Raw genomic sequence first — 20613 nt, 5'->3', positions numbered from 1 at the left:
TTCGCCGCATGGGGTATTGGCTGAGCGGGGTGTGCGTCGCCGGTTCAGGGCTCGCCGTGCGCTCGCAGGTGTTCGAGCAGCAGGCGGCTCAGCGTCTCGGGCGCCTCCTCGGGGATCCAGTGGCTGACGCCCTGGAGGGTCTCGAACCGGTACGGTCCCTTGACCCACCGCCGGGTCTCCTGTGCGGCTGCCGGGCCGAACGCGCTGTCCTCCGTGCTCCAGACATACAGCGTGGGCACGTCGACGACGCCGATCGGGCCGTCGGGGCGGCCGGCCCGGTACCAGTTCAGCGCCGCGGTGAGAGCGCCCGGCCGGGACAGGTGGCGCACGTAGGCGTCCGCGCTGTCCCGCGGGACCTTCTCGGCGTAGAAATCGCGGAGCTCTCGGGCATCGTCGGCGAGCATGCGCTCCTCGGTCGCGGGTGTCTCGCGCCAGTCGATCATGTAGTGGGAGCGTGCGCGCTGATCCTGGTCGGTGCGCAGGGTGGTGGCCAGTGCGCCGGGGTGCGGGGTCGAGACAACCGTCAGGGTGCGTACGCGGCCGGGGTGGGCGTGCGCGGTCCACCAGGCCACCGCGCCTCCCCAGTCATGGCCGACCAGATCGAACGCCGCCCAGCCCAGTTGCTCGCTGATGGCGACCACGTCGTCGACGAGAAGGCCGATGCGATAGTCCTCGGGTCGCGGGGGGCGTACGCCGGGGGAGTACCCGCGCTGGTCGGGTGCCACCACCCGGTAGCCGTGCGCCGCCAGCGCCGTGATCTGCCACTGCCACGCCAGCCCTGTCTGCGGGAAACCGTGCAGCAACAGCACCGGGCGGCCTTCGGGCGGACCCGCCGCGAGGGCGTCGAACACGCCCGCACCCGTGGGGATGCTCAGCTGGATCACCATCCACCTCCCATACCGACTGGTCGGTAGACTTCCTGCGGGGGAGTGGACTGTCAAGGCGTTACGGATGGTTGAACCTGACGTCGAGTTCAACTATAACCGGTCGGGAGGCTGACTCCCGGCCCACGGCGCTCGCATTTCCGGCCCGAAGCTCACGGACAACCGAACCAGAAGGAGCAGTGAGGCGACATGAGGGAAGCAGTCATCGTTTCGACGGCCCGGACGCCGATCGGAAAGGCCTACCGCGGCGCGTTCAACGACACCCAGGCGCAGGAACTCGCCGCCCACGCCCTGTCGCACGCCGTGCGGCGCGCCGGGCTCGAGGGAGGCGAGGTCGAGGATGTGATCTTCGGCTGCGCCGTGCAGCAGGGGTCCACCGGTGTCAATGTCGCGCGTCAGGCCGTCCTGCGCGCCGGACTTCCGGACACCGTGCCGGGGATGTCGATCGACCGGCAGTGCTCGTCGGGCCTGATGGCCATTGCGACGGCCGCCAAGCAGATCGTCACGGACGGCATGCAGGTCACTGTCGGCGGCGGCGTCGAGTCGATCTCCCTGGTGCAGAACGACCACATGAACACCCACCGCATGGCGGATCCCTGGCTGGTCGAGCACAAGCCGAGCATCTACCTGCCGATGCTGCACACGGCTGAGATCGTCGCCGAACGCTACGGCGTGAGCCGCGAACGCCAGGACGAGTTCGCGCTGCTGTCGCAGCAGCGCACCGCCGCGGCGCAGGAGGCCGGCCGGTTCGACCAGGAGATCGTCGCGCTGCCCAGCGTCAAGAAGGTCCTCGACAAGCAATCCGGAGAGGTGCGGGACGAGGAGGTGACCCTGACCCGGGACGAGGGCAACCGCGCGTCGACGACGCTCGAGGGCCTGGCCGGGCTGGCGCCGGTGCTGCCCGACGGTCAGGTGAGCGCGCAGTCCACCGTCACGGCGGGCAACTCCTCGCAGCTGTCGGACGGGGCTTCGGCATCGGTGCTGATGGAGTCGAAGGAGGCCGAGCGCCGCGGACTGCAACCGCTGGGGATCTACCGGGGTATGACCGTTGCCGGGTGCGGGCCGGACGAGATGGGCATCGGGCCGGTGTTCGCCATTCCGAAGCTGCTGAAGCAGCACGACCTCACCATCGACGACATCGGCCTGTGGGAACTCAACGAGGCGTTCGCCTCCCAGGCGGTGTACTGCCGGGACGAACTGCACATCGACCCGGAGCGGTTCAACGTCAACGGCGGCGCCATCTCGGTCGGTCATCCGTACGGAATGACCGGTGCCCGGCTGGTGGGGCATGCCCTCATCGAGGGCAAGCGCCGGGGCGTCCGGTACGTGGTGATCTCCATGTGCATCGGCGGCGGAATGGGCGCAGCCGGACTGTTCGAGGTGGCCTGACGTGCCGGGCGTGACGGACAAGACGCGAACCGCGGTCCTGGTGGACTTCGGCGGTGTCATCACCTCCAGTGTGCTGCGGGCCTTCACCGACTTCGGCGCCTCGCTCGGCGTCGACCCCCGCCTGCCGCTGGAACTCCTCGGCCGGGATGAGGCATCACGCACCCTCCTGGCCGACCACGAGTGCGGCCGTATCGACACCGAAGCCTTCGAGCGGGGATTCGCCGAACGGCTCCGTGCCCACGGCGCCGACGTGGCGGCCGAGGGGCTCACGGCCCGCATGCAGGTGGGAATGTCGATCGACCAGGACATGCTCGCGCTGCTCGGTGATCTCCGAGCCGCCGGCCGTCCCGTCGCGCTCGTGTCCAATTCGTTCGGTACCGGAACCTACGACGGCGTCGAACTCGCCGCTGTCGCCGACGTGATCGTCATCTCCGCCGAGGTCGGAATCCGCAAGCCCTCCCGGCGGATCTACGCGATCGCATGCGAACGCCTCGGCATCGAACCCGAGGAGGCAGTCATGATCGACGATCTGCAGCAGAACCTCGACGGAGCGGCACGGATCGGCATCGGGGGCGTACTGCACACCAGCGCCGCCGACACCCGCCGCCAACTCGCCGAACACTTCGGCATCACCGCCTGACCGACACCGACGGCGACCTGCGCATCGTCGACCGAATCAAGGACTGATCATCCGCGGCGGCTGCAACGTCTGCCTCGGTGAGGTCGAGGAGGTGCTCTACGAGCATCCGGACATCGTCGAGGCAGCCGTGGTCGGCGTTCCCGACGAGCACTACGGCGAGGAGGTCGCCGCGATCATCGCCGCCCGGCCCGGTTCGGAGCTCGATGCGGCCGAGGTGTCGCGCTGGGCGCGGGAGCGGCTGTCCGCCTACAAGATCCCGCGCATCGTCCGGTTCGTCGACGCGCTGCCCGAGGGGCCCGAGCGGGAAGATCCTCAAGCGGTCCATCCACCGTACGGCGCTCGCCCGCGACACGTCGGCCGCCGACGCTGCCGCCCGCCGGCCCTGGGCGTCCGCCGGTTCGTGATCATGGTGTCGGATTCAAGTACAGTTCCCCGGATGGACAGTACTGCGCCCGAGGAGATCGACGGCGAGAAGGTGCCGCCCATGGCACCCCTCTCGCACCTTCGTGAGCCACCCACGACAAAGCGTGGAGCACGGACACGGGCCGCTCTGGTGAAAGCCGCGCGGAAGGTGTTCGAACGGGACGGCTATCTCGACACCCGCCTGACCGACATCACCAAAGAGGCTCAGTGCGCGGCGGGATCCTTCTACACCTACTTCGCCAGCAAGGAAGAGGTGCTTGCCGCCGTCCTCCTGGAGGCGCAGGAGGACATGATGCACCCCGGCATGGGCCGGGTGCAGGATACCGACGATCCCTACGCGGTCCTCGAAGCGAGTAATCGCGCATACCTCGAGGCATACAAACGGAACGCGAAGCTGATGGGCCTGCTCGAACAGGTCGCGCAAGTGGAGCCCGAGTTCCGTGAGTTCCGGAGGCGGCGCGCCGACGCGTTCATCCGCCGCAATGCCCGCGGCATCGCCGAGCTGCAGGCGCGAGGTGTCGCAGACCGTGAGGTCGATCCGATGATGGCCTCCCGAGCCCTGTCGGGCATGGTCAGCGTCATGGCCTACAACGCCTTCGTGCTCGGCGAACCGCAAGAAGAAGGCACGCCTGTGGACTTCGAGGAGCTCGTGACCACGGTCACCCGTCTCTGGGCGAACGCCCTACGGTTCCCCGGCCACCGCTGATCCGCCCGCCTCGCAGCCGCTCATACCCCCTGGGTCTGGGCGGCTTTCTCCATGGGGTCCACGCGAGCCCATTATTGAACTTGACGTCGGATTCAAGTATACAGGTGAACGCATCGCAGGCCCCCCGGCGGAGCGGGTTGCCGCGAACGTTGGGGCTGTGCTGCGCGGAAAGCTTCGGCCTCAGGCCTTCCGCGGGCCCCACGGCGTCGAAGGCGTCGCCAGTCACCTGGACAAGCGCCCGCCCGACTTTCCCTCCCTACCCGTCAGGAGTTCGGATGTCCCTCTTCGAGATGTCGGACCGCGCCAAGAAGTACCAGGCGGATCTGCTCGAGTTCATGGATGACCGCATCTACCCCGCCGAGGCGGTGTACCACGAGCAGATGCGCGCCTCCGGTGACCCGCACTTCCACCCGCCGGTCCTCGAGGAGCTCAAGGCGGAGGCACGCAGGCGCGGACTGTGGAACCTGTTCCACCCGCACCCGGAGTGGGGCCCCGGTCTGACGAACCTCGAGTACGCGCCGCTGGCGGAGATCATGGGCCGCAGCCACATCGCCCCCGAGGCGTGCAACTGCAACGCGCCCGACACCGGCAACATGGAGGTACTCACCCTCTTCGGCACCGACGAGCACAAGGAGAAGTACCTCAAGCCCCTGCTCGACGGGACGATGGCCTCGGCCTTCGCGATGACCGAGCCGCGTGTCGCCAGCTCCGACGCCACCAACATCGAGCTGCGGATGGAGCGCGACGGCGACGAGTACGTGCTCAACGGCCGCAAGTGGTTCGCCTCGAACGCGATGCACAAGAACTGCAAGGTGCTCATCGTGATGGGCAAGACCGACCCCACGGCGGCCCCGCATCGCCAGCAGTCGATGATGGTCGTCCCGATCGACGCCCCCGGCATCACCGTGGTCCGGAACCTCCCGGTGTTCGGGTACGCGGATCGCGAGGGACACGCGGAGATCATCTTCGAGGATGTCCGGGTGCCGGCCAAGGACCTGCTCAAGGGCGAGGGTGAGGGTTTCGCGATCAGCCAGGCCCGGCTCGGGCCCGGTCGTATCCACCACTGCATGCGGGCCATCGGCGCCGCCGAGCGGGCGCTGGAACTGATGTGCCGGCGCGCGCAGTCACGGGTGACCTTCGGCAGTCCGGTCGCCGAACGGTCCAACATCCAGGACTGGATCGCCGAAGCGCGGATCGACATCGAGATGATCCGCCTGCTCACGCTCAAGGCCGCGTATCTCATGGACACGGTCGGGAACAAGGAGGCGCGCACCGAGATCGCGGCCATCAAGGTGGCCGCCCCCGACATCGCGTTGAGGATCGTCGACCGCGCGATCCAGGTGCACGGGGGAGCGGGAGTGACCGACGACTTCCCCCTGGCGATGATGTACGCGCATCTGCGGACGCTGCGGCTCGCGGACGGTCCCGACGAGGTGCACAAGCGGGCCATCGCCAAGCAGGAACTGCGGCGGTACCGCGACGCGGCGGCGACGGCGGCGTTGAGCTGAGATGGCGGGACTCGATCTCACCGGTCGCACCGCCGTCGTCACCGGGGCCTTGCGCGGCATCGGGCCGGCGATCGCCCAGGCCATCGCCGCGGCCGGCGGAAACGTCGTCCTCACCTCCCGGTCCCAGGAGGCGGCGGACGCCGCCGCGGCCCAGGTCAAGGGCACAGCGGTCGGCGTCGGTGCGCACGCGGTCGAGGCCGTGTCCGCCTCGGTGGCGGTGGGCCGCACGGGGAGCCCGCCGACATCGCCTCCGCGGTCGCCTTCCTCGTCTCGGACGCCGCGAGCTGGATCACCGGCGAGACGATGGTGATCGACGGCGGGCAACTGCTCGGTGACGCGCTCCCGTTCAGGCAAGGAGCCGGGATCAGCTGAGGGGCTTGGCGAGGACGGCCTTGCGGTGGCTGAAGGTCTCGACGGAGTGGCGGCCGTGGTAGCTGCCCATGCCGCTCTCGCCGACGCCGCCGAACGGCAGGTCGGAGATGGTCAGATGGGCCAGCGGCAGGCCGAATCCGAGGCCGCCGGAGGACGTTTCGGCGGCGAGCCGGTCCCGTGTGGTGTCCGATTCGGTGAACGCGTACAGCGCCAGCGGCTTGTCGCGGTCGTTGATGAAGTCGATGGCCTCGTCGAGCCCGGCCACCTGGACGATCGGGAGGATCGGGCCGAAGATCTCCTCCCGCATGACGGGCGCGTCCGGTGACACCTCGGCCAGGACGGTCGGCGCGATGTACTTCGTCCCGCGGTCGTACGCGCCGCCGGTGACCTGACGGCCGGAGTCGAGGAGAACGGTCAGCCGGTCGAAGTGGCGTTCGTTGACGATACGGCCGTACTCCGGGGAGGCAGCCGGGTCGGACCCGTACAGTCCGTCGATGGCCTTGGTCAGGGCGGCTTCCAGAGCACGCGCGGTCCCGGGGTCGGTGAGGACGTAGTCGGGCGCGACGCAGGTCTGCCCGGCGTTGAGGAACTTCCCGGCCGCGAGCCGGGCGGCGACGGCGTCCAGGTCGGTGCCCCGGTCCACGAACGCCGGGGACTTGCCGCCCAGTTCGAGGGTGACGGGCGTGAGGTGCCGGGCGGCCGCGGCCATCACGATGCGGCCGACCGTGCCGTTGCCGGTGTAGAGGATGTGGTCGAAGCGCTGCTCCAGCAGGGCGGTGGTCTCCGGGACCCCGCCTTCGACCACGGCGACCGCGTCGGTGTCGAGGTACCGCGGCACGAGGCGGGCGAGGGCGGCGGAGGTGGCCGGGGCCAGTTCGCTGGGCTTGGCGACCACCGCGTTGCCCGCGGCCAGGGCACCGGCCACCGGGGACAGCAGCAGTTGCGCCGGGTAGTTCCAGGGGGCGATGACCAGTACGACACCCAGCGGGTCGTACTGCGTCCAGGCACTCGCCTCACCGATGAACGCGGGCACCGGGACCGGTTCGGGGCGCAGCCAGCCGTCGAGATGCTCCAGGGTGTGGTCGATCTCGCGTATGACGAAGTCGATCTCCGTGCGGTAAGCCTCGGTGGAGCTCTTTCCCAGGTCGGCGTGCAGTGCCTCGGCGAATGTCTCCCCCTGCTCGGTGAGCAGGGTACGCAGCCGGTGCAACTGCTCGGTGCGCCATGCCACGGGCTTGGTCCTGCCCGCGCGGAAGGTGGCGCGCAGCCGGGCGACGAGGTCGGCGGGCTGCTCGGGCGCGGGATTGTTCATGATTTCCTCACAGGTGCGGTAGGGGGACGGGGCGTTGTGGCCGCGCCGCCGGGCAGCCCGGGCGTCGGCGTCGTCAGGGGTCAGGGGTCAGGCGACGGTGATGACGATCTTGCCGCGGGTGTGGCCCTCGCGGTTGAGGCGCTGGGCGTCGGCCGCCTGCTCGAGCGGGAACACGGCGGCCACGTCCACCCGCAGCTCCCCGCGCTCGGCAAGCCCGGTGAGAGCCTCCAGGTCCCGGGCGTCGGGCCGTACGAAGACGTACCCGCCACCGAGGCCGAGCACGGCGCCGTCCACAGCGGAGGCCAGGCGGCCGCCCTGGGCGAGCAGCCCTGGCGAGACCTTCAGGGCGTCCCCGCCGACGAGGTCGAGGACGGCATCCACGCCCTGCGGGGCGAGGGCGTGGACACGGTCGGTGAGGCCCTCGCCGTAGGCGACCGGCTCCGCTCCGAGTTCTCGCAGGTAGGCGTGGTTGTACTCACTGGCGGTGCCGATGACCCGGGCGCCGAGCGACCTGGCGATCTGTACGGCCAGAGAGCCGACGCCACCCGCCGCGGCGTGCACCAGCACGGTGTCGCCGGCCCGCACCCGCAGGGATCGTGTCAGCGCCTGGTACGCGGTGAGCCCGGCCAGCGGAAGGCCGGCGGCCTCCTCGAAGGAGAGGTTGGCGGGCTTGCGGGCGAGCGTGCGGACCGGGGCGGCGACGTACTCGGCGAAGGTCCCGCGGGAGACGAAGTCCTCACGGACGTAGCCGATCACCTCGTCGCCCGGAGCGAACTCGGTGACCCCGATGCCGGTCTCCTCGACGACGCCGGCCATGTCCCAGCCGGGGATGACGGGGAAGACGGCGTCCATGACGGCGTCCAGGTACCCCGCCTGGATCTTCCAGTCGACCGGGTTGACGGAGGCGGCCTTCACGCGGACCAGCACGGTGTCCACGCCGAGCTTCGGGTTCGGTACGTCGCCGTACTCCAGGATTTCCGGGCCGCCGTAGGTGCGGTAGGTGATGGCCTTCATGGGGGGTTACTCCTTGATGTGGTGTGCGGTGGTGCGGTGGTGCGGATCGAGGTGGGGCTCATCAGGCAGCGGTGGTGGCAGCGGCCGGTTCCGTCGCGGGCAGGTGTGCCGCCCGGGGCGCTTGCTCTCCCCGCTTGAGGCCGGCCAGCGAGAGGGCCAGGACGAAGGCGAAGGCGATACCGCCGAGGGTGAAGCTCAGGGTGAACTGGCTCTCGGCGGGGAGCGGGGGGACTCCGGCCGGAAGGTTCTCGATGGTCCGGGAGGCGAGCAGTGAGGTGATCAGCGCGCTGCCGATCGCGCTGCCGACGGACCGGGAGATGGAATTGATGCCGTTGGCGATGCCGGTCTGGTGGGGTGGCACCCCCGCGACGATGAGGGCGGGCATCGCGGCGTAGCCGAGGCTGATGGCCGTGCCGACAGCCATCCCGGCACCGATGACCGAGGGGGTCGAGGAGTGTGCGGCGGCCAGCCACGAGAACCCGGTGATGCCGGTCACCGCGCCGAGGGCGAGGGTGAGGCGCGGTCCGATCCTGCGGATCAGTACGCCACCGAACTGGGAGACGACGAGGGACGCGATCGTGCCGGGCAGCAGGTACTCGACGGAGGCGCGGAGAACGGAGGCGCCGAAGCCGTAGCCCGCGACGTCCCTCGGCACCTGCGCCAGGTAGGAGATGCCGAGGAACTGGGCGAACATCCCGAATCCCACGAAGAGGCCTGCGAGGTTGCTGAAGAGCACCGGGCGGTGGAGGAACATCCTCATGTCGACCATGGGTTCGCGGACGCGGCTCTCGGTGAGGCTCCAGACACCCGCCATGACGACCGCCCCGGCGAAGCTGCCCAGCGTACGGGCGGAGGTCCAGCCCCACTCGTGCCCCTGGGAGATCGGCAGCAGCAGGAGAACGAGGAAGAGGCCGAGGGTGAGGGCGCCGAGTATGTCGGTGCGTCCGCCGGTCTTGGTACGGCTCGCCGGTACGAGGAGGGCGACGGCGAGCAGAGTGACCACCGCGAGGCCGGTGGCCAGCCAGAAGACGTGGTGGTAGTCGGCGTCCGCGCCGCGCGTCAGCAGACCGGTGGTGACCAGTGCGAAACCGCTGCCGAACGCCAGGGTGCCGCTGACCAGCGCCATCGCTCCCGGCAGACGGTGGGCGGAGACCTCCTCGCGGAGCACCGACAGGGCGAGCGGAAAGATCGCGGTGGCGGCGCCCTGCAACACGCGGCCGACGATCAGCCAGACCAGGGAGTCGGTGGTGGCGGCCAGGACGGAGCCGACGATCATCACTGCCAGCACGGCGATGAGGGTCGGCTTCTTGCCGTGCTGGTCGCCGATGCGGCCGAGCAGCGGGGTGAAGACGGCAGCCGAGAGCAGGGTCGCGGTGGTGACCCAGCTGACCTCGGCGGAGCTGGCGCCGAGGCTGTTCTGGATCAGGCCGAGGATCGGCACCACCAGTGTCTGCATCATCGACACGATCATCGCGGCGAGGCTCAGGGCGAGGATGACCGCGGTCTGGGCTCGGCGTCGGCCGTGCGGCGGAGCAAGGGGTTGTGACACGGGTGCTGTTCTCCGGTACGGGGCGGGGCAGGGTGGCGGGAACCCGACGGGGACTGTCGAGACCAGATGCTTGATGAAGTCAAGCGATGACGGAGACGGTAGACCTCAATGGTTGAGGAGGTCAAACATTGAAGGTCACCTACACTTGAGGCATGGCCCACACCACCCCCGCGCCCGCCGACCGCTCCGCTGCGCCGGACAGCGACCCTGCCCACGACGCACTCATGGAGCGCCTGGCACGCGCCGCTGCCGGCTACTACCGGGACCTGACAGCGGCAGCCGCCCTGCACGGCCTCACCATGACGCAGGCCAAGATGCTGATCCTGCTCCGGCAACCGCTGCCCATGCGCGCCCTCGCGGGGCGGCTCGGCTGCGACGCCTCCAACATCACCGGACTCGTCGACCGGCTGGAGGCGCGTGGACTGGTCTCCAGGCACGCCGACCCGACAGACCGGCGGATCAAGAACGTGGTCGCCACCGAAGAGGGCAGGGAGGCGGTCCGCCTCATCCGCGCCGACATGCGGGCCACCTCGGCAGCCTTCGCGCGTCTGGACGAGGAGGGGCGCCGCAGTCTCTACGAGCTGCTGGGGCGCCTGCACCCCGAGGAGACCACCTGATCGCGGCGGGCCGCCGTCCGCTGTATGTCACCCCGCGTGGGTTCGCGAAGACCACGCGGTCGTCGACACCGCGTCGGCGAGCGGCACGGCCTCCGAGGCGAGCACAGGCCGCCGCCTCCCGCCGCACAACGCCGTGAGGGCCGCACTCCCCGCCCTGTCCGCGCCGGGCGCGGCGCCCGCCACGCCGTGCCACTCGACGGGCGAGGCCGTGGCGCCGCCGAATCAATAGGCTTGCATGGCAGCAGCAGGTCAGCGTGCTTCGGGGAAGCGACCGAGGACAAGGTGGTGTCCAGCGGTGGAGAAGCGGATGACGGAGCTCAGCGAAAGCCACGACGATCCGTTCGCCCTGCACCTCGCCGCCCTGGAGGTCCTGGACGACCGGGGCACCGTGGTCGGATGGAACCGGCGGGCCGAGGAACTGCTCGGTCATCCGGACACGGCTGTGATCGGTCGTCCGGCATTCGACGTCCTCGTCGATCCTCGCGATCTGCCGGCCGTCCGGGAGGCCGCGGCGAGCTGCGGGAGAGCCGGCGGCTGGTTCGGGACGCTCACCGTGCGGCACCGCGACGGGCGGCTCGTGGAGGTGGGGCTCAGGGCCCACGCGCTCTCGCGCGACGGCCGGGTCCGTGAGTGGGTCCTCGCCGGGGCACTCGCGGCTGACGTCCTGGAGTGGCAAAGGGACCGCGCGGTTCTCGAGGGGCTGTACCGCCGGTGCCCGATCGGCCTGGCCGTCCACGGCCCCGACCTGAGACTTCTCCGGGTCAACCGGGCCGTCGAACGCTTCAGTGGCATCCCGGCAGCCGGCTTCCGGGGGCTGCCCACCGGCTGTTTCCTCCTCCCCGACGACGCGCGCAGGGCGGTTGAACGGGTGCGCCAAGTGATGGACACCCGCAGGCCTTTGGTCTACTCCGAGCAGTTCGCACGCCTGGAGCAGGATCCGGCGCGCGAGCGGGTCGCGATGGTCTCGTCCTTCCCGATGGAGGATCCCTCCGGCCACATCCTGGGTGTGGCCGAGATGATCGAGGACATCACCGAACGCCATCGCGCCCAGCGCCGGCTGGCGCTCCTCGGCCAGGCCGGCGGCCGTATCGGCACCACCCTGGACGTGGCGGAGACGGCCCGGGAACTCGCCGAGGTGATGGTGCCCCACCTCGCCGACCACGCCTCGGTGGACCTGCTGGAGCCTGTGACGCGTGGTGAGGAAGCGGCGCGGCCCCTGGCAGGGCCGGTGGTACGCGTGGGGACCAGCGGCGTCGGTGCCCACGTCGGCCCGCGCCACGGCGAGGGCAGGCCGATGGAGTTCGCGCCGGACACACCCCAGGCCAGATGCCTGGCCGAAGGGCAGCCCGTCCTGGAACCGGTGCTCCCGCCCGACTGGTTCTCGGCGGAAGGCCGCCAGGGGGCCCACGCCCCGGAGCTGGGCGCCCACTCGTTGATCGTGGTCCCTGTCGCCGCACGTGGCCTGGTGCTCGGAGTGATGGCCCTGTGGCGGTCGCGCCGCCCCGATCCCTTCGAGGCGGACGATCTCACCCTCGCCCAGGAGCTCGCCTCGCGCGCCGGCGTCGCCATCGACAACGCGCGGCGCTTCACCCAGCAGCAGCAGACCGCGTTCACCCTGCAGAGCAGCCTTCTGCTTCGGGCGGTCCCGGACCAGTCGGCCGTCGAGGTGGCCCTGCGGTACCTGCCGGCCAGCGCGGCTCCCGGCCTGGGCGGCGACTGGTTCGACGTCATTCCCCTGTCCGGGGCCCGCGTCGCCCTCGTCGTCGGCGACGTGGTGGGACGCGGCATCCACGCCGCCGCCACCATGGGGCGGCTGCGTACCGCCGTACACACCCTCGCCAGCCTCGACCTGGAACCGGACGAGGTCCCTCTCCCGCCTCGACGATCTGGTCGACCTCCTGGCGGCCGAACAGGAGGCAGTCGGCGAACCGCCCGTGGGCGAGCAGGTCGTCGGCGCCACCTGCCTGTACGCCGTGTACGACCCGGTTTCCGGGCGGTGCTCCCTGGCTCGCGCCGGCCACCCGCCGCCCGTGGTGACCGCTCCGGACGGACAGGTGTCTCTACTGGACCTGCCCGCAGGTCCACCGCTCGGCCTGGGCGGCCTGCCGTTCGAGGCACGGGACGTCGAACTGGCCGAGGGAAGCCTGCTGTGCCTCTACACCAACGGACTCATCGGCGAAGGCCACGTCGATGCCGACGCCGGCCTGGCCAAGCTGCGCGCGGCGCTCACCCGCCCCGCCGACGCGCTGGAACGGACATGCCAAGCGGTGGTCGACTCGCTCGTGCCCTCGCGTCCCAGCGACGACGTCGCTCTGCTGATCGCCCGCACGCGCAAGCTGCCACCGGACGATGTCGCCTCGTGGTGTCTGCCGCCGGAGCCCGCCAGTGCCGCTCGGGCCCGGGCCCTGACCTCCGCCAAGCTGACCGAATGGGGTCTGGAGCACTTGGCGTTCAGCACCGAGTTGATCGCCAGCGAACTGGTCACCAACGTCTACCGCTACGCCGGCGGTCCTGCGACCCTGCGGCTGATCCGGGAACGGTGTCTGGTGTGCGAGGTGAGCGACACCAGCCACACCTCACCCCACCTACGCCACGCTCGTACCACCGACGAGGGCGGGCGCGGCCTGTTCCTGGTGGCCCAGATGACCGAACGCTGGGGCACCCGATACACCCGCGAGGGCAAGATCGTGTGGACCGAACAACCGCTGGCCGGCATGTCCACCTGACGGTTTCGGGCCTTGTCGGAACGTGGGCCCGGGCGGACCGCGGCGGAGGCCCGATGCCGCCGCGGTCCGCCCGGGCCGCCGTGGTCATTCGGCCGCGGCGAGCAGCCGGGCCTCGCTCTCCTCGTACAGCCGCCGGTTCTCGAGGCTGTCGGCGGGACGGCGCCAGTGGTCCAGCCGACTGCCCAGCCAGCCCGCCAGGTAGCCGAACGGGATGGAGACCAGTCCGGTGGACTCCATGGGGAACCAGTGGAAGTCGGCGTTCGGGAAGATGGCGGACGGCGTGCCCGAGACCGCCTTGGAGAAGACCATCAGCACCAGCGCGCAGGCCGCGCCGCCGTAGAGGGTGGCGAGCAGGCCGGTGCGCGTGAACCCCCGCCAGAACAGCGAGTAGGTGAGCGCGGGCGCCACTGCCGACGCCCCGACGCAGATGGCCAGCGTGGTCAGCACGCCGACGTTCCAGTTCTGGACCAGGGTGGCCAGCCCGATGGCCACGGTTCCCACGGCCACGCTCGTCCACACGGCCACCGTCATCTCCGTACGCGGCTCCACCTGCCCCCGCCGTGCCACATGGGCGAACAGGTCGTGGGCGAGCGACGAGGCCGCGGCCAGGGTCATTCCCGCGACCGAGGACAGCAGGGTGATGAACACCATGCCCGCCACGGCCGAGTAGAGAATCGTCGTGCCCATGGATCCGGGTCCTCCGCCGAGCGTCTGCGACAGCAAGAGCACCGACGTCCTGCCCTGTGGATCGGCCGCGGTGATGGACTGCGACCCCACCAGCGCCGCCGCGCCCGTCCCCATGACGATCACGAGCAGGCAGAACGTGGTGACCGTACCGACCGCCCACGACATGGAGCGACGTACGGCGGGCACGTCCTGCGCCGAGTACAGACGCATGGTGATGTGGGGCAGGCAGGCCACGCCGAGGACCACGGTGATCTGGAACCCGATGAAGTCCAGCCGTTCACCGGCCGAGGTGCCCAGCTGGAGGCCCTGCTGGAGGAAGGCGGGGCCCGCGCCGCTGCCCTGCTGGGCGGCCCTGAGCACCTCGCCAGGGCTCCAGTCGAAACGGTTCAGCACCAGGGCGGCGACGGCAAGGCTGGTCGCGAGCAGAAATACGATCTTGACCATCTGGACGAGCGCGGTGCCTCTCATGCCGCCGAGCGCCGCGTAAACGATCATCAGGCTGCCGACGATGACGATGCTGCCCGTCCTGACGCCCGCCATGTGCGGGAGGTCCAGGATGAAGGTGAGCAGCGACCCGGCCCCGGAGAGCTGGACGACCAGGAAGGGCACGGTCGCCGAGAGCGTCACCATGCAGGCGGCGACCCGCACGGCCCGCCCGGGCAGGGTGCGAGCCAGCACGTCACCCATGGTGAACCGGCCGGCGTTGCGCAAGGGTTCGGCCAGCAGGAACATCAGCAGCACCAGGGACAGGGCGGTGCTGACCGCGAGGACATAGCCGTCGTATCCGGTGAGCGCGATGATGCCGGTGGTGCTCAGCACCGTGGCCGCGGAGATGTAGTCGCCCGCGATGGCCAGGCCGTTCTTGAACGGGGTGAGCGAGCGGTAGCCGGTGTAGAAGTTCGTCAGGTCGTCGCGGTCCGGCCCCGCCATCACGCACATGAGCAGCGTGAGGGTGACGAGCACGGTGAACAGGAGAAGGACGGTGGCCTGCGTCCCGGAGCTGAAGTCGTTCATCTCGTCACCCCGGGGTTTCCGCCGGCGGCGACCGCCTGCTCCCTGACGGTGCGGGCCAACGGATCCACCGAACGTCGTGCGCTGCGTCCGTACCAGAAGACCGCCGCGAACGTGACGACGAGCTGGAGGATCCCCAGGGCCATGCCCAGGCTCAGCTCTCCAGCGATCTTGGACCCCATCAGGTCCGGGGCGCCGCAGGACAGCACGACGTACACCACGAAGGAGCCGAGTGCCGTGAGCGTGGAGACGCGGCGGAGGAGGCGGTAGGCCGAGCGGAGGGCGGCGAGGTCGGCGCCGTGCTGATGGATCCCCTCCGCATACGGCTCGTCCCAAGGGGATCGCCCGTCCTGGCCGTACCCAGGAGGGACGTCGTATCCGTGTGACGGGCGATCGGTGTGTGTCCGGGGCCATCCCGGTGACGTTGATGGCGGATACCGGTTCTGGTCGGGGTGTGTCATCGCCTGGCCTTCCGCTACGGCTCGGATCCGTGCAGGGGAACGGGGAGTGGCTCAGCGGCGCACCATACCGACTGGTCGGCATGCCTGTAAGCAGGCGGTGGATCACGTTTCGGGGTCGATGCGGATGCGGATGCGGATGCGGCTCTGGGGACGCCGGCCCTAGGAGGCTGCTTGGAGGGAAACAGCGGCCCCGAAGGTGGCGCCGGACCTACCGTCCCCGTGTGGCCCGGGCGTGGCGGCGGCCCAGCAAGGTGGTGCCCAGGAGGACCAGGCCGAAGGCGACGGACTTGGCGGCCCAGTAGTAGGCGGGTGCCAAGTTCTGCGGGGTGCCGGGCAGTCGGAAGGAGGCCCATACGGCCGACAGACCGCCGAGGGCGATCAGCGCGACCGCGCCCCAGGTGCCGGGGTCCGCCCACCAAGGCCCCGGGATGTCACTCCGCTCGTCGCGGCCCTGCTCAACGCCTGTCTCTGTCACGGTCCGTTCCTCTGTCGTGCGTGATGACGGTCGCGTGGGAAGACGGAGGTCGGGTGGAGGTGGTTCACCATGTCGCGCTGTGGCGCGCCAGACGGTCTGAGACGGTTGCCGCCCGGCGCGTCACGGGTCATGCGTCGGCGGGCGTGGCCCACTCGACGAACTGGACGATCACGCCGTTGGGGTCGGTGATCTGGAACAGCCGTTCGCCCCAGGGTTCCTCGCGCAGCGGCAGGGTGATCTCGACTCCGGCGTCGCGCAGCCGCTTCTCCTCGTCGTCGAGGCCGGCGGCCAGGGTGAAGGCGACGATCAGGCCGTCGGCGTGCCGGTCGCGCTGCTCGGGCGGCAGGACCTGGGTGCCCCGGGCGAGGAGCACGATGTCCGCCGCGGCGGAATGGGTGAGGGAGGCGAAACCGTCGGCCTCGGCCCGGACGGTGTAGCCGAGATGGGTGGTGAAGAACGCCTGGGAGGCGGCGACATCGTCGATGGTGAGCGCGATGGTGGTGGCGGTGATGTTCACGTCGTCTTTCCTTGTCAGGGGGGTCCGGATCACCGGTGGGGTTGGTGGAAGGGCAGGGGCACAGCAGGGCGGTTCGCGGGTGAACCGCCGCCGCGCGATGGGGTCGGCGGTCGTTCAGTCCGCAGCCGGTGAAGGGTGAAAGGCGCGGCCGAGGCCTCGGCTGGCCCCGGTGATGAACCAGACCCGGGATGCGGGGCTGACTGGAGTTTCCATGCAGGTTCCTCTTCCTCACACGGCAGCAGGAACCGTTCGTCTCCGCTGCGGCATGACCGACCGAACCACGCTGTGTTCGCGGGCTCTTGATGACGGCCTTCAGCTTCCGCCAGGGCGGTCACCGGCATCAACGACGACCTCGGCAACGTACTGTTAAGCGTTTGGCGACAATCCGAGGAGCGGTGGTGGACCTTCGCGACATCCAGATCTTCCTGACGCTGGCCGAGGAACTGCATTTCGGCCGGACCGCGGAGCGGCTGCGGCTCACGCCGGCCCGGGTGAGCCAGTCGATCAAGAAGCAGGAACGGCGGATCGGCGCGCCGCTGTTCCACCGCACCACCCGCACGGTCAGGTTGACGCCCCTCGGCGAGCAACTTCAGCGCCGGCTGTCCGAGGGCTACGAGCAGATCGTCGCCGGCATCGACGCGGTCACGGCCGCCGCGCGCGGGATATCCGGATCGCTGGCCCTCGGCACGATGGGCGCGATGGCCCGCGCCATCGGTGACGTCCTCGATCTCTTCCGCAGCCGGTACCCCGACGTGGAGTTGCGTTTCCGGGAGATCCACCCACCGGATCCGCTCACCCCGCTGCGGTCCGGCGAAGTGGACGTCGGTGTGCTCTGGCTGCCCGTCCGGGAACCGGACCTGACGGTCGGTCCGGTGCTGCGCGCCAGTCCCATCATGGTGATGGCGGCCCCCGCCCACCCGCTCGCCGCGCAGGATGCCGTGACCCTGGAAGACCTCGGCGACCACGCCGTGCTCGGACCGGCCGGACCGATCCCGGAGTACATGGAAGCCGGACTCATCCCATTCCACACGTCGAGCGGGCGGCCCATCCGCCGGGCGGGCCGCGTGAACACCTTCCAGGAAGTGCTCACCACCATCGCGGACGGCCACGCCGTCGCACTGACCCAGGCCGAGGCCGCCGACTACTACCCATGGCCGGACATCCGCTACCTGCCGATCCGCGACGCCCCACCCTCCCGCTGGGCACTGGTGTGGAAGTCCGCGGCCGAGACGCCCCTCATCCGCGCCTTCGCCGAAGCCGCCGCGGACGCCCGATCCTCCACCTGAAAGCAGACGGCTCCCCGTCCCGGGAGGACGCTCAGTCGAGACAGAACTCGTTGCCCTCGATGTCCTGCATCACGAGGCACGACTCGTTGTGGTCATCGGCGAGCAGCAACCGTACCCGCTTCGCGCCGAGCGCCATCAGCCGTGCGCACTCGGCCTCCAGGGCGGCGACGCGCTCCTCGCCCCTGAGCCCGGTGCCGACCCGTACGTCGAGATGGAGCCGGTTCTTGACGACCTTGCCTTCGGGGACGCGCTGGAAGTACAGCCGCGGGCCCACGCCCGTCGGGGCGACGCAGGCGAACCCCCCGCCCTGCTGCTCGGGCGGCAGCGAGCGGTCGTAGTCGGCCCAAGTGGCGAACCCCTTCGGGGCCGGCGGTACGACGTACCCCAGCACCTCGCACCAGAAGCGGGCGAGACGCTCCGGTTCCGCGCAGTCGAAGGTGACCTGGAACTGCTTGATCGTGGACATCGGCGCACCATAGCAGGGGCCTCCGTCGTTCATCACCCCACGGCAGTCCGCGAGTTGGGGAGGGGAGCCACCCGGCCGTGTCCCGGGGGTCGCGCCGACGCGTCGCTGCGTGCATACTGTCGCCTCGCCACTGCAACAAAATGTTGAAGGAGGGGGAGTTGGCAGCCCGTTTCAGGACACTCATCGAGGTGGAAGAGGCCCATCGCGCCCAAGCGGAGGCGCTGGACCGTGCCTTCCAGGAGGCGATCGCGCCCGCCACCGTCAACTACGACTTCGGGCACATCCGTGATGCCGCCGCCCTGCTTCCCGACAGCGAGATCGTCAGGATGGTCCGGGGCTGGGGGCTCCAGGAGGAGGCGCCGATCCTGGTGATGGCGCTCTCCCTCAAGGAGGCGGTCCGCCAGGCGCTCCCGCCCGAGGCGGCCCAGGCCGCGTTCTGGGACACCGTCGAGCGCGACCTCATGGACGCCTTCACCGGTCTCGCGGAGCAGGAGGGTGAACCGGGACTGGTCTACTACGAAGAGGAACCGGACCGCACGAGCTATTACCGCGACCTGTTCTTCGCCCTCCAGGACGAGGTTGCCGGCGCCTTTCTGTACGCCGTCGCCTTCTGCGCCGACGTCACCATCGGACGCGGCAAGTCCCAGGTCGGGGCCCTGGGTCTCACCGACACCGCGCCGTTCGCCGTCCGGCTCAACGCGATCGTCGTACGCCAGAAGACAGCCCCGTCCATGTGAAAGTCGCTTCACGAAGCCGCCCCACGCAGCGCGTCCGACACCGACTTCGCGCCCCCGTGCGCGGTGAGGCCCCCGTCGACGGGGATCTCCGCGCCGGTGATGAACGAGGAGGCGTCTGACAGCAGGAAGACGACCAGAGGGGCCACCTCCGCGACCGTGCCGGTGCGGCCCAGCGGTGTTTCGCGGATGCCGGCCTCGCGGAAGGCCGGCGCGGCGGAGGCGGTCATCTCCGTCTCGATGTGACCGGGGTGGATCGTGTTGACGCGGATGCCGCGCGGGCCGAGTTCCAGGGCGGCGGTCCTCGACAGGCCGCGCAGCGCCCACTTGCTGGTCGTGTAGGCGACCGGGTAGTGCGCGGTGAGGGCCGCGGAGGAGCCGACGTTGACGATGGACGAGCCGGGCGGCATGAGCGGGGCGAGGTGCTGGATGCCGAGGAGCGGGCCGGTGACGTTGACGGCGTGGACGCGTGCCATGTCCTCGGGACGTACGTCCCCGATCCGCGCGCGCCAGGTGATGCCCGCGTTGTTGACCAGGCCGTGCACCCGCCCGAACGACTCCCTCAGTTCGGCGGCGAGCGCCGCCCACTGCTCCTCGCTGGTGACGTCGAGCCGGCGGCAGCCGGGTGCCTCGCTCACGTCGGTGGCGATGACCCGGGCCCCCTCCCGGGTGAGCAGGTCGGCCTCGGCGGCGCCCTGGCCGCGGGCCGCGCCGGTGACCACCACGACCTTGCCGAGCAGACGCCCGGGATGCGGTTCGCTCACGGCCGCTCCCGGGAACGGCGGCGACCGGCGGGGATCGCCACCGGGTCCGGGCCCGGCACGACCGTGTTGGTCACGCGGCCGACGCCTTCCACGGTGAGGGTGACCGTGTCGCCCGGCTTCAGCGGGCGCGGGTCCCGCCCGCCGCGCCGGCCCCACAGCTCGGCGAGGCAGCCGCCGTTGCCGCAGGTGCCCGAGCCCAGGACGTCACCGGGCACCACCCGGGTGCCACGGGAGGCGTAGGCCACCATCTCCTCGAAGGTCCAGCTCATGTTGGACAGCAGGTCGCGGCCGACGACCTCGCCGTTGACCTCGGCGGTCAGCGCCAGGCGCAGGAAGCCGTCCGGGTCCCGGTACGGCGCCAGTTCGTCGGCGGTCACCAGGTACGGGCCGAGGGTGGTGGCGGTGTCCTTGCCCTTGCACGGGCCGAGGCCGACCGTCATCTCCGCCGACTGAAGGTCGCGCGCGGACCAGTCGTTGAAGACGGTGTAGCCGAGGATGTGGTCGCGGGCCTGCTCCGGGGTGAGGTCGCGGCCCTCGCGGCCGATGACGGCGGCCACCTCCAGTTCGAAGTCGAGGACCGTGGAGCCGGGCGGCATCGGGATGTCGTCGCCCGGGCCGTACACGGCGTGCGGGTTGGTGAAGTAGAAGGTCGGCGCGGCGTACCACTGCTCGGGCACGCCGACGGCGCCGCTCACCGAGCGCCGTACGCCCTCGACGTGTTCCTCGAAGGTGACGAAGTCGCGTATCGAGGCGGGCTGGAGCGGCGGCAGCAGGCGCACTTCCGACACGTGCGGGCCGGCGGGCGCGTCGAGGGCGGCGGCGCCGAGGTCGAGGAGCGCGGGGAGACCGGCCCCCGCGGCGATGATCTCGCTCAGCGAGCCGACGCGGGTGAGCGAGCGGGCGCCGGTGACCGGGCGGGCGCCGGTGACCGGGTGGAGGCCGTCGTCCTCGTCGAGCACGGCGACGTGGACGTCGCCCCGGTGGGCGTAGGTGGCGAAGCGCACGGAAGGGCTCCTGGCAGGGGAGGGCTGGGCCGGAGGCGCGGCGCAGTCAGGGCATGACAGGAAGGCCG

19 protein-coding genes and 2 pseudogenes are annotated in these 20613 nt (G+C 70.5%); 10 read left to right on the top strand and 11 right to left on the bottom strand.

Annotated features, from left to right (window positions below; genetic code table 11):
* Positions 1-44: 44 nt before the first annotated feature.
* A complete protein-coding gene (locus ACIG0D_RS28960) occupies positions 45-887 on the bottom strand; it encodes an alpha/beta fold hydrolase (protein WP_399806499.1) in 843 nt (280 codons plus the stop codon).
* A 186-nt stretch (positions 888-1073) separates the two neighbouring features.
* Between ACIG0D_RS28960 and ACIG0D_RS28955 the strand changes: the two genes are divergently transcribed.
* The 6 genes and pseudogenes from ACIG0D_RS28955 to ACIG0D_RS28930 all read left to right on the top strand — a co-directional run bounded on the left by ACIG0D_RS28955 (position 1074) and on the right by ACIG0D_RS28930 (position 5922).
* Entirely contained in the window at positions 1074-2273 is a 1200-nt protein-coding gene (locus ACIG0D_RS28955; RefSeq protein WP_399806497.1) for an acetyl-CoA C-acyltransferase, read from the top strand.
* Positions 2274-2283: 10 nt separating this feature from the next.
* Positions 2284-2913 (top strand): HAD family hydrolase, encoded by a 630-nt coding sequence (locus ACIG0D_RS28950; RefSeq protein ID WP_399806495.1) that lies wholly within the window; start codon positions 2284-2286, stop codon positions 2911-2913.
* Between the two features lie 91 nt (positions 2914-3004).
* Complete coding sequence (locus tag ACIG0D_RS28945) at positions 3005-4042, top strand: TetR family transcriptional regulator (protein WP_399806493.1); 1038 nt, start codon at positions 3005-3007, stop codon at positions 4040-4042.
* Between the two features lie 275 nt (positions 4043-4317).
* Positions 4318-5550, top strand: coding sequence for an acyl-CoA dehydrogenase family protein (locus ACIG0D_RS28940; RefSeq protein ID WP_399806491.1), 1233 nt, complete (start codon positions 4318-4320; stop codon positions 5548-5550).
* 1 nt (position 5551) lies between these two features.
* A pseudogene (locus ACIG0D_RS28935) lies at positions 5552-5683 on the top strand (SDR family NAD(P)-dependent oxidoreductase); the annotation flags it as partial.
* Positions 5684-5793: 110 nt separating this feature from the next.
* Positions 5794-5922, top strand: a complete 129-nt coding sequence (locus ACIG0D_RS28930) for an SDR family oxidoreductase (RefSeq protein WP_399806795.1) — start codon at positions 5794-5796, stop codon at positions 5920-5922.
* Here ACIG0D_RS28930 and ACIG0D_RS28925 read toward each other — a convergent pair.
* From ACIG0D_RS28925 to ACIG0D_RS28915, 3 genes are all read right to left on the bottom strand, one after another.
* Positions 5915-7234 carry an aldehyde dehydrogenase family protein gene (locus tag ACIG0D_RS28925; RefSeq protein WP_399806489.1) on the bottom strand — a complete coding sequence of 440 codons (1320 nt, stop codon included), beginning with the start codon at positions 7232-7234 and terminating at the stop codon, positions 5915-5917. The genes ACIG0D_RS28930 and ACIG0D_RS28925 overlap by 8 nt on opposite strands.
* Before the next feature lie 87 nt (positions 7235-7321).
* Complete coding sequence (locus ACIG0D_RS28920) at positions 7322-8248, bottom strand: NADP-dependent oxidoreductase (RefSeq protein WP_399806487.1); 927 nt, start codon at positions 8246-8248, stop codon at positions 7322-7324.
* A 61-nt stretch (positions 8249-8309) separates the two neighbouring features.
* Complete coding sequence (locus ACIG0D_RS28915) at positions 8310-9797, bottom strand: MFS transporter (RefSeq protein ID WP_399806485.1); 1488 nt, start codon at positions 9795-9797, stop codon at positions 8310-8312.
* A gap of 152 nt (positions 9798-9949) precedes the next feature.
* On the opposite strand from ACIG0D_RS28915, the gene ACIG0D_RS28910 reads away from it, so the two are divergent.
* Both ACIG0D_RS28910 and ACIG0D_RS28905 read left to right on the top strand, forming a co-directional pair.
* Positions 9950-10414: a MarR family winged helix-turn-helix transcriptional regulator gene (locus ACIG0D_RS28910; RefSeq protein ID WP_399806483.1), complete on the top strand. Its 465-nt coding sequence runs from the start codon at positions 9950-9952 to the stop codon at positions 10412-10414.
* Positions 10415-10721: 307 nt separating this feature from the next.
* Positions 10722-13140: pseudogene (locus tag ACIG0D_RS28905) on the top strand (SpoIIE family protein phosphatase).
* Between the two features lie 84 nt (positions 13141-13224).
* Here the strand turns inward: ACIG0D_RS28905 and ACIG0D_RS28900 are convergent.
* The 4 genes from ACIG0D_RS28900 to ACIG0D_RS28885 all read right to left on the bottom strand — a co-directional run bounded on the left by ACIG0D_RS28900 (position 13225) and on the right by ACIG0D_RS28885 (position 16291).
* Positions 13225-14841 (bottom strand): cation acetate symporter, encoded by a 1617-nt coding sequence (locus tag ACIG0D_RS28900; RefSeq protein ID WP_399806481.1) that lies wholly within the window; start codon positions 14839-14841, stop codon positions 13225-13227.
* Entirely contained in the window at positions 14838-15299 is a 462-nt protein-coding gene (locus tag ACIG0D_RS28895; RefSeq protein WP_399806479.1) for a DUF485 domain-containing protein, read from the bottom strand. The genes ACIG0D_RS28900 and ACIG0D_RS28895 overlap by 4 nt, the downstream gene beginning before the upstream one ends.
* 208 nt (positions 15300-15507) lie before the next feature.
* Positions 15508-15774 (bottom strand): hypothetical protein, encoded by a 267-nt coding sequence (locus ACIG0D_RS28890; RefSeq protein WP_399806477.1) that lies wholly within the window; start codon positions 15772-15774, stop codon positions 15508-15510.
* Positions 15775-15901: 127 nt separating this feature from the next.
* A complete protein-coding gene (locus ACIG0D_RS28885) occupies positions 15902-16291 on the bottom strand; it encodes a VOC family protein (protein ID WP_399806475.1) in 390 nt (129 codons plus the stop codon).
* A 398-nt stretch (positions 16292-16689) separates the two neighbouring features.
* Here ACIG0D_RS28885 and ACIG0D_RS28880 point away from each other — a divergent pair, with 398 nt between their 5' ends.
* Positions 16690-17577 carry a LysR substrate-binding domain-containing protein gene (locus ACIG0D_RS28880; protein ID WP_399806472.1) on the top strand — a complete coding sequence of 296 codons (888 nt, stop codon included), beginning with the start codon at positions 16690-16692 and terminating at the stop codon, positions 17575-17577.
* Positions 17578-17608: 31 nt separating this feature from the next.
* On the opposite strand, the gene ACIG0D_RS28875 is transcribed toward ACIG0D_RS28880, so the two are convergent.
* A complete protein-coding gene (locus ACIG0D_RS28875; RefSeq protein WP_399806470.1) occupies positions 17609-18043 on the bottom strand; it encodes a VOC family protein in 435 nt (144 codons plus the stop codon).
* Between the two features lie 158 nt (positions 18044-18201).
* Between ACIG0D_RS28875 and ACIG0D_RS28870 the strand changes: the two genes are divergently transcribed.
* Positions 18202-18780 (top strand): Type-2Aa cytolytic delta-endotoxin, encoded by a 579-nt coding sequence (locus ACIG0D_RS28870; RefSeq protein ID WP_399806467.1) that lies wholly within the window; start codon positions 18202-18204, stop codon positions 18778-18780.
* A gap of 8 nt (positions 18781-18788) precedes the next feature.
* Here the strand turns inward: ACIG0D_RS28870 and ACIG0D_RS28865 are convergent, their stop codons facing one another.
* Complete coding sequence (locus ACIG0D_RS28865) at positions 18789-19541, bottom strand: SDR family NAD(P)-dependent oxidoreductase (protein WP_399806465.1); 753 nt, start codon at positions 19539-19541, stop codon at positions 18789-18791.
* Positions 19538-20545 (bottom strand): fumarylacetoacetate hydrolase family protein, encoded by a 1008-nt coding sequence (locus ACIG0D_RS28860; protein ID WP_399806463.1) that lies wholly within the window; start codon positions 20543-20545, stop codon positions 19538-19540. Before ACIG0D_RS28860 ends, ACIG0D_RS28865 begins: the two co-directional genes overlap by 4 nt.
* Positions 20546-20613: the final 68 nt, after the last annotated feature.

It is taken from the genome of Streptomyces sp. NPDC052773 (assembly GCF_044547145.1).
Classification (GTDB): domain Bacteria; phylum Actinomycetota; class Actinomycetes; order Streptomycetales; family Streptomycetaceae; genus Streptomyces.
This window is presented reverse-complemented; position numbering and strand designations above follow the sequence as displayed.

Coding starts and splice junctions, on each gene's coding strand:
- ACIG0D_RS28900 (WP_399806481.1), bottom strand. CDS start 14,841: ATGAACGACTTCAGCTCCGGGACGCAGGCCACCGTCCTTCTCCTGTTC.
- ACIG0D_RS28955 (WP_399806497.1), top strand. CDS start 1,074: ATGAGGGAAGCAGTCATCGTTTCGACGGCCCGGACGCCGATCGGAAAG.
- ACIG0D_RS28920 (WP_399806487.1), bottom strand. CDS start 8,248: ATGAAGGCCATCACCTACCGCACCTACGGCGGCCCGGAAATCCTGGAG.
- ACIG0D_RS28960 (WP_399806499.1), bottom strand. CDS start 887: ATGGTGATCCAGCTGAGCATCCCCACGGGTGCGGGCGTGTTCGACGCC.
- ACIG0D_RS28875 (WP_399806470.1), bottom strand. CDS start 18,043: ATGTCCACGATCAAGCAGTTCCAGGTCACCTTCGACTGCGCGGAACCG.
- ACIG0D_RS28910 (WP_399806483.1), top strand. CDS start 9,950: ATGGCCCACACCACCCCCGCGCCCGCCGACCGCTCCGCTGCGCCGGAC.
- ACIG0D_RS28925 (WP_399806489.1), bottom strand. CDS start 7,234: ATGAACAATCCCGCGCCCGAGCAGCCCGCCGACCTCGTCGCCCGGCTG.
- ACIG0D_RS28940 (WP_399806491.1), top strand. CDS start 4,318: ATGTCCCTCTTCGAGATGTCGGACCGCGCCAAGAAGTACCAGGCGGAT.
- ACIG0D_RS28895 (WP_399806479.1), bottom strand. CDS start 15,299: ATGACACACCCCGACCAGAACCGGTATCCGCCATCAACGTCACCGGGA.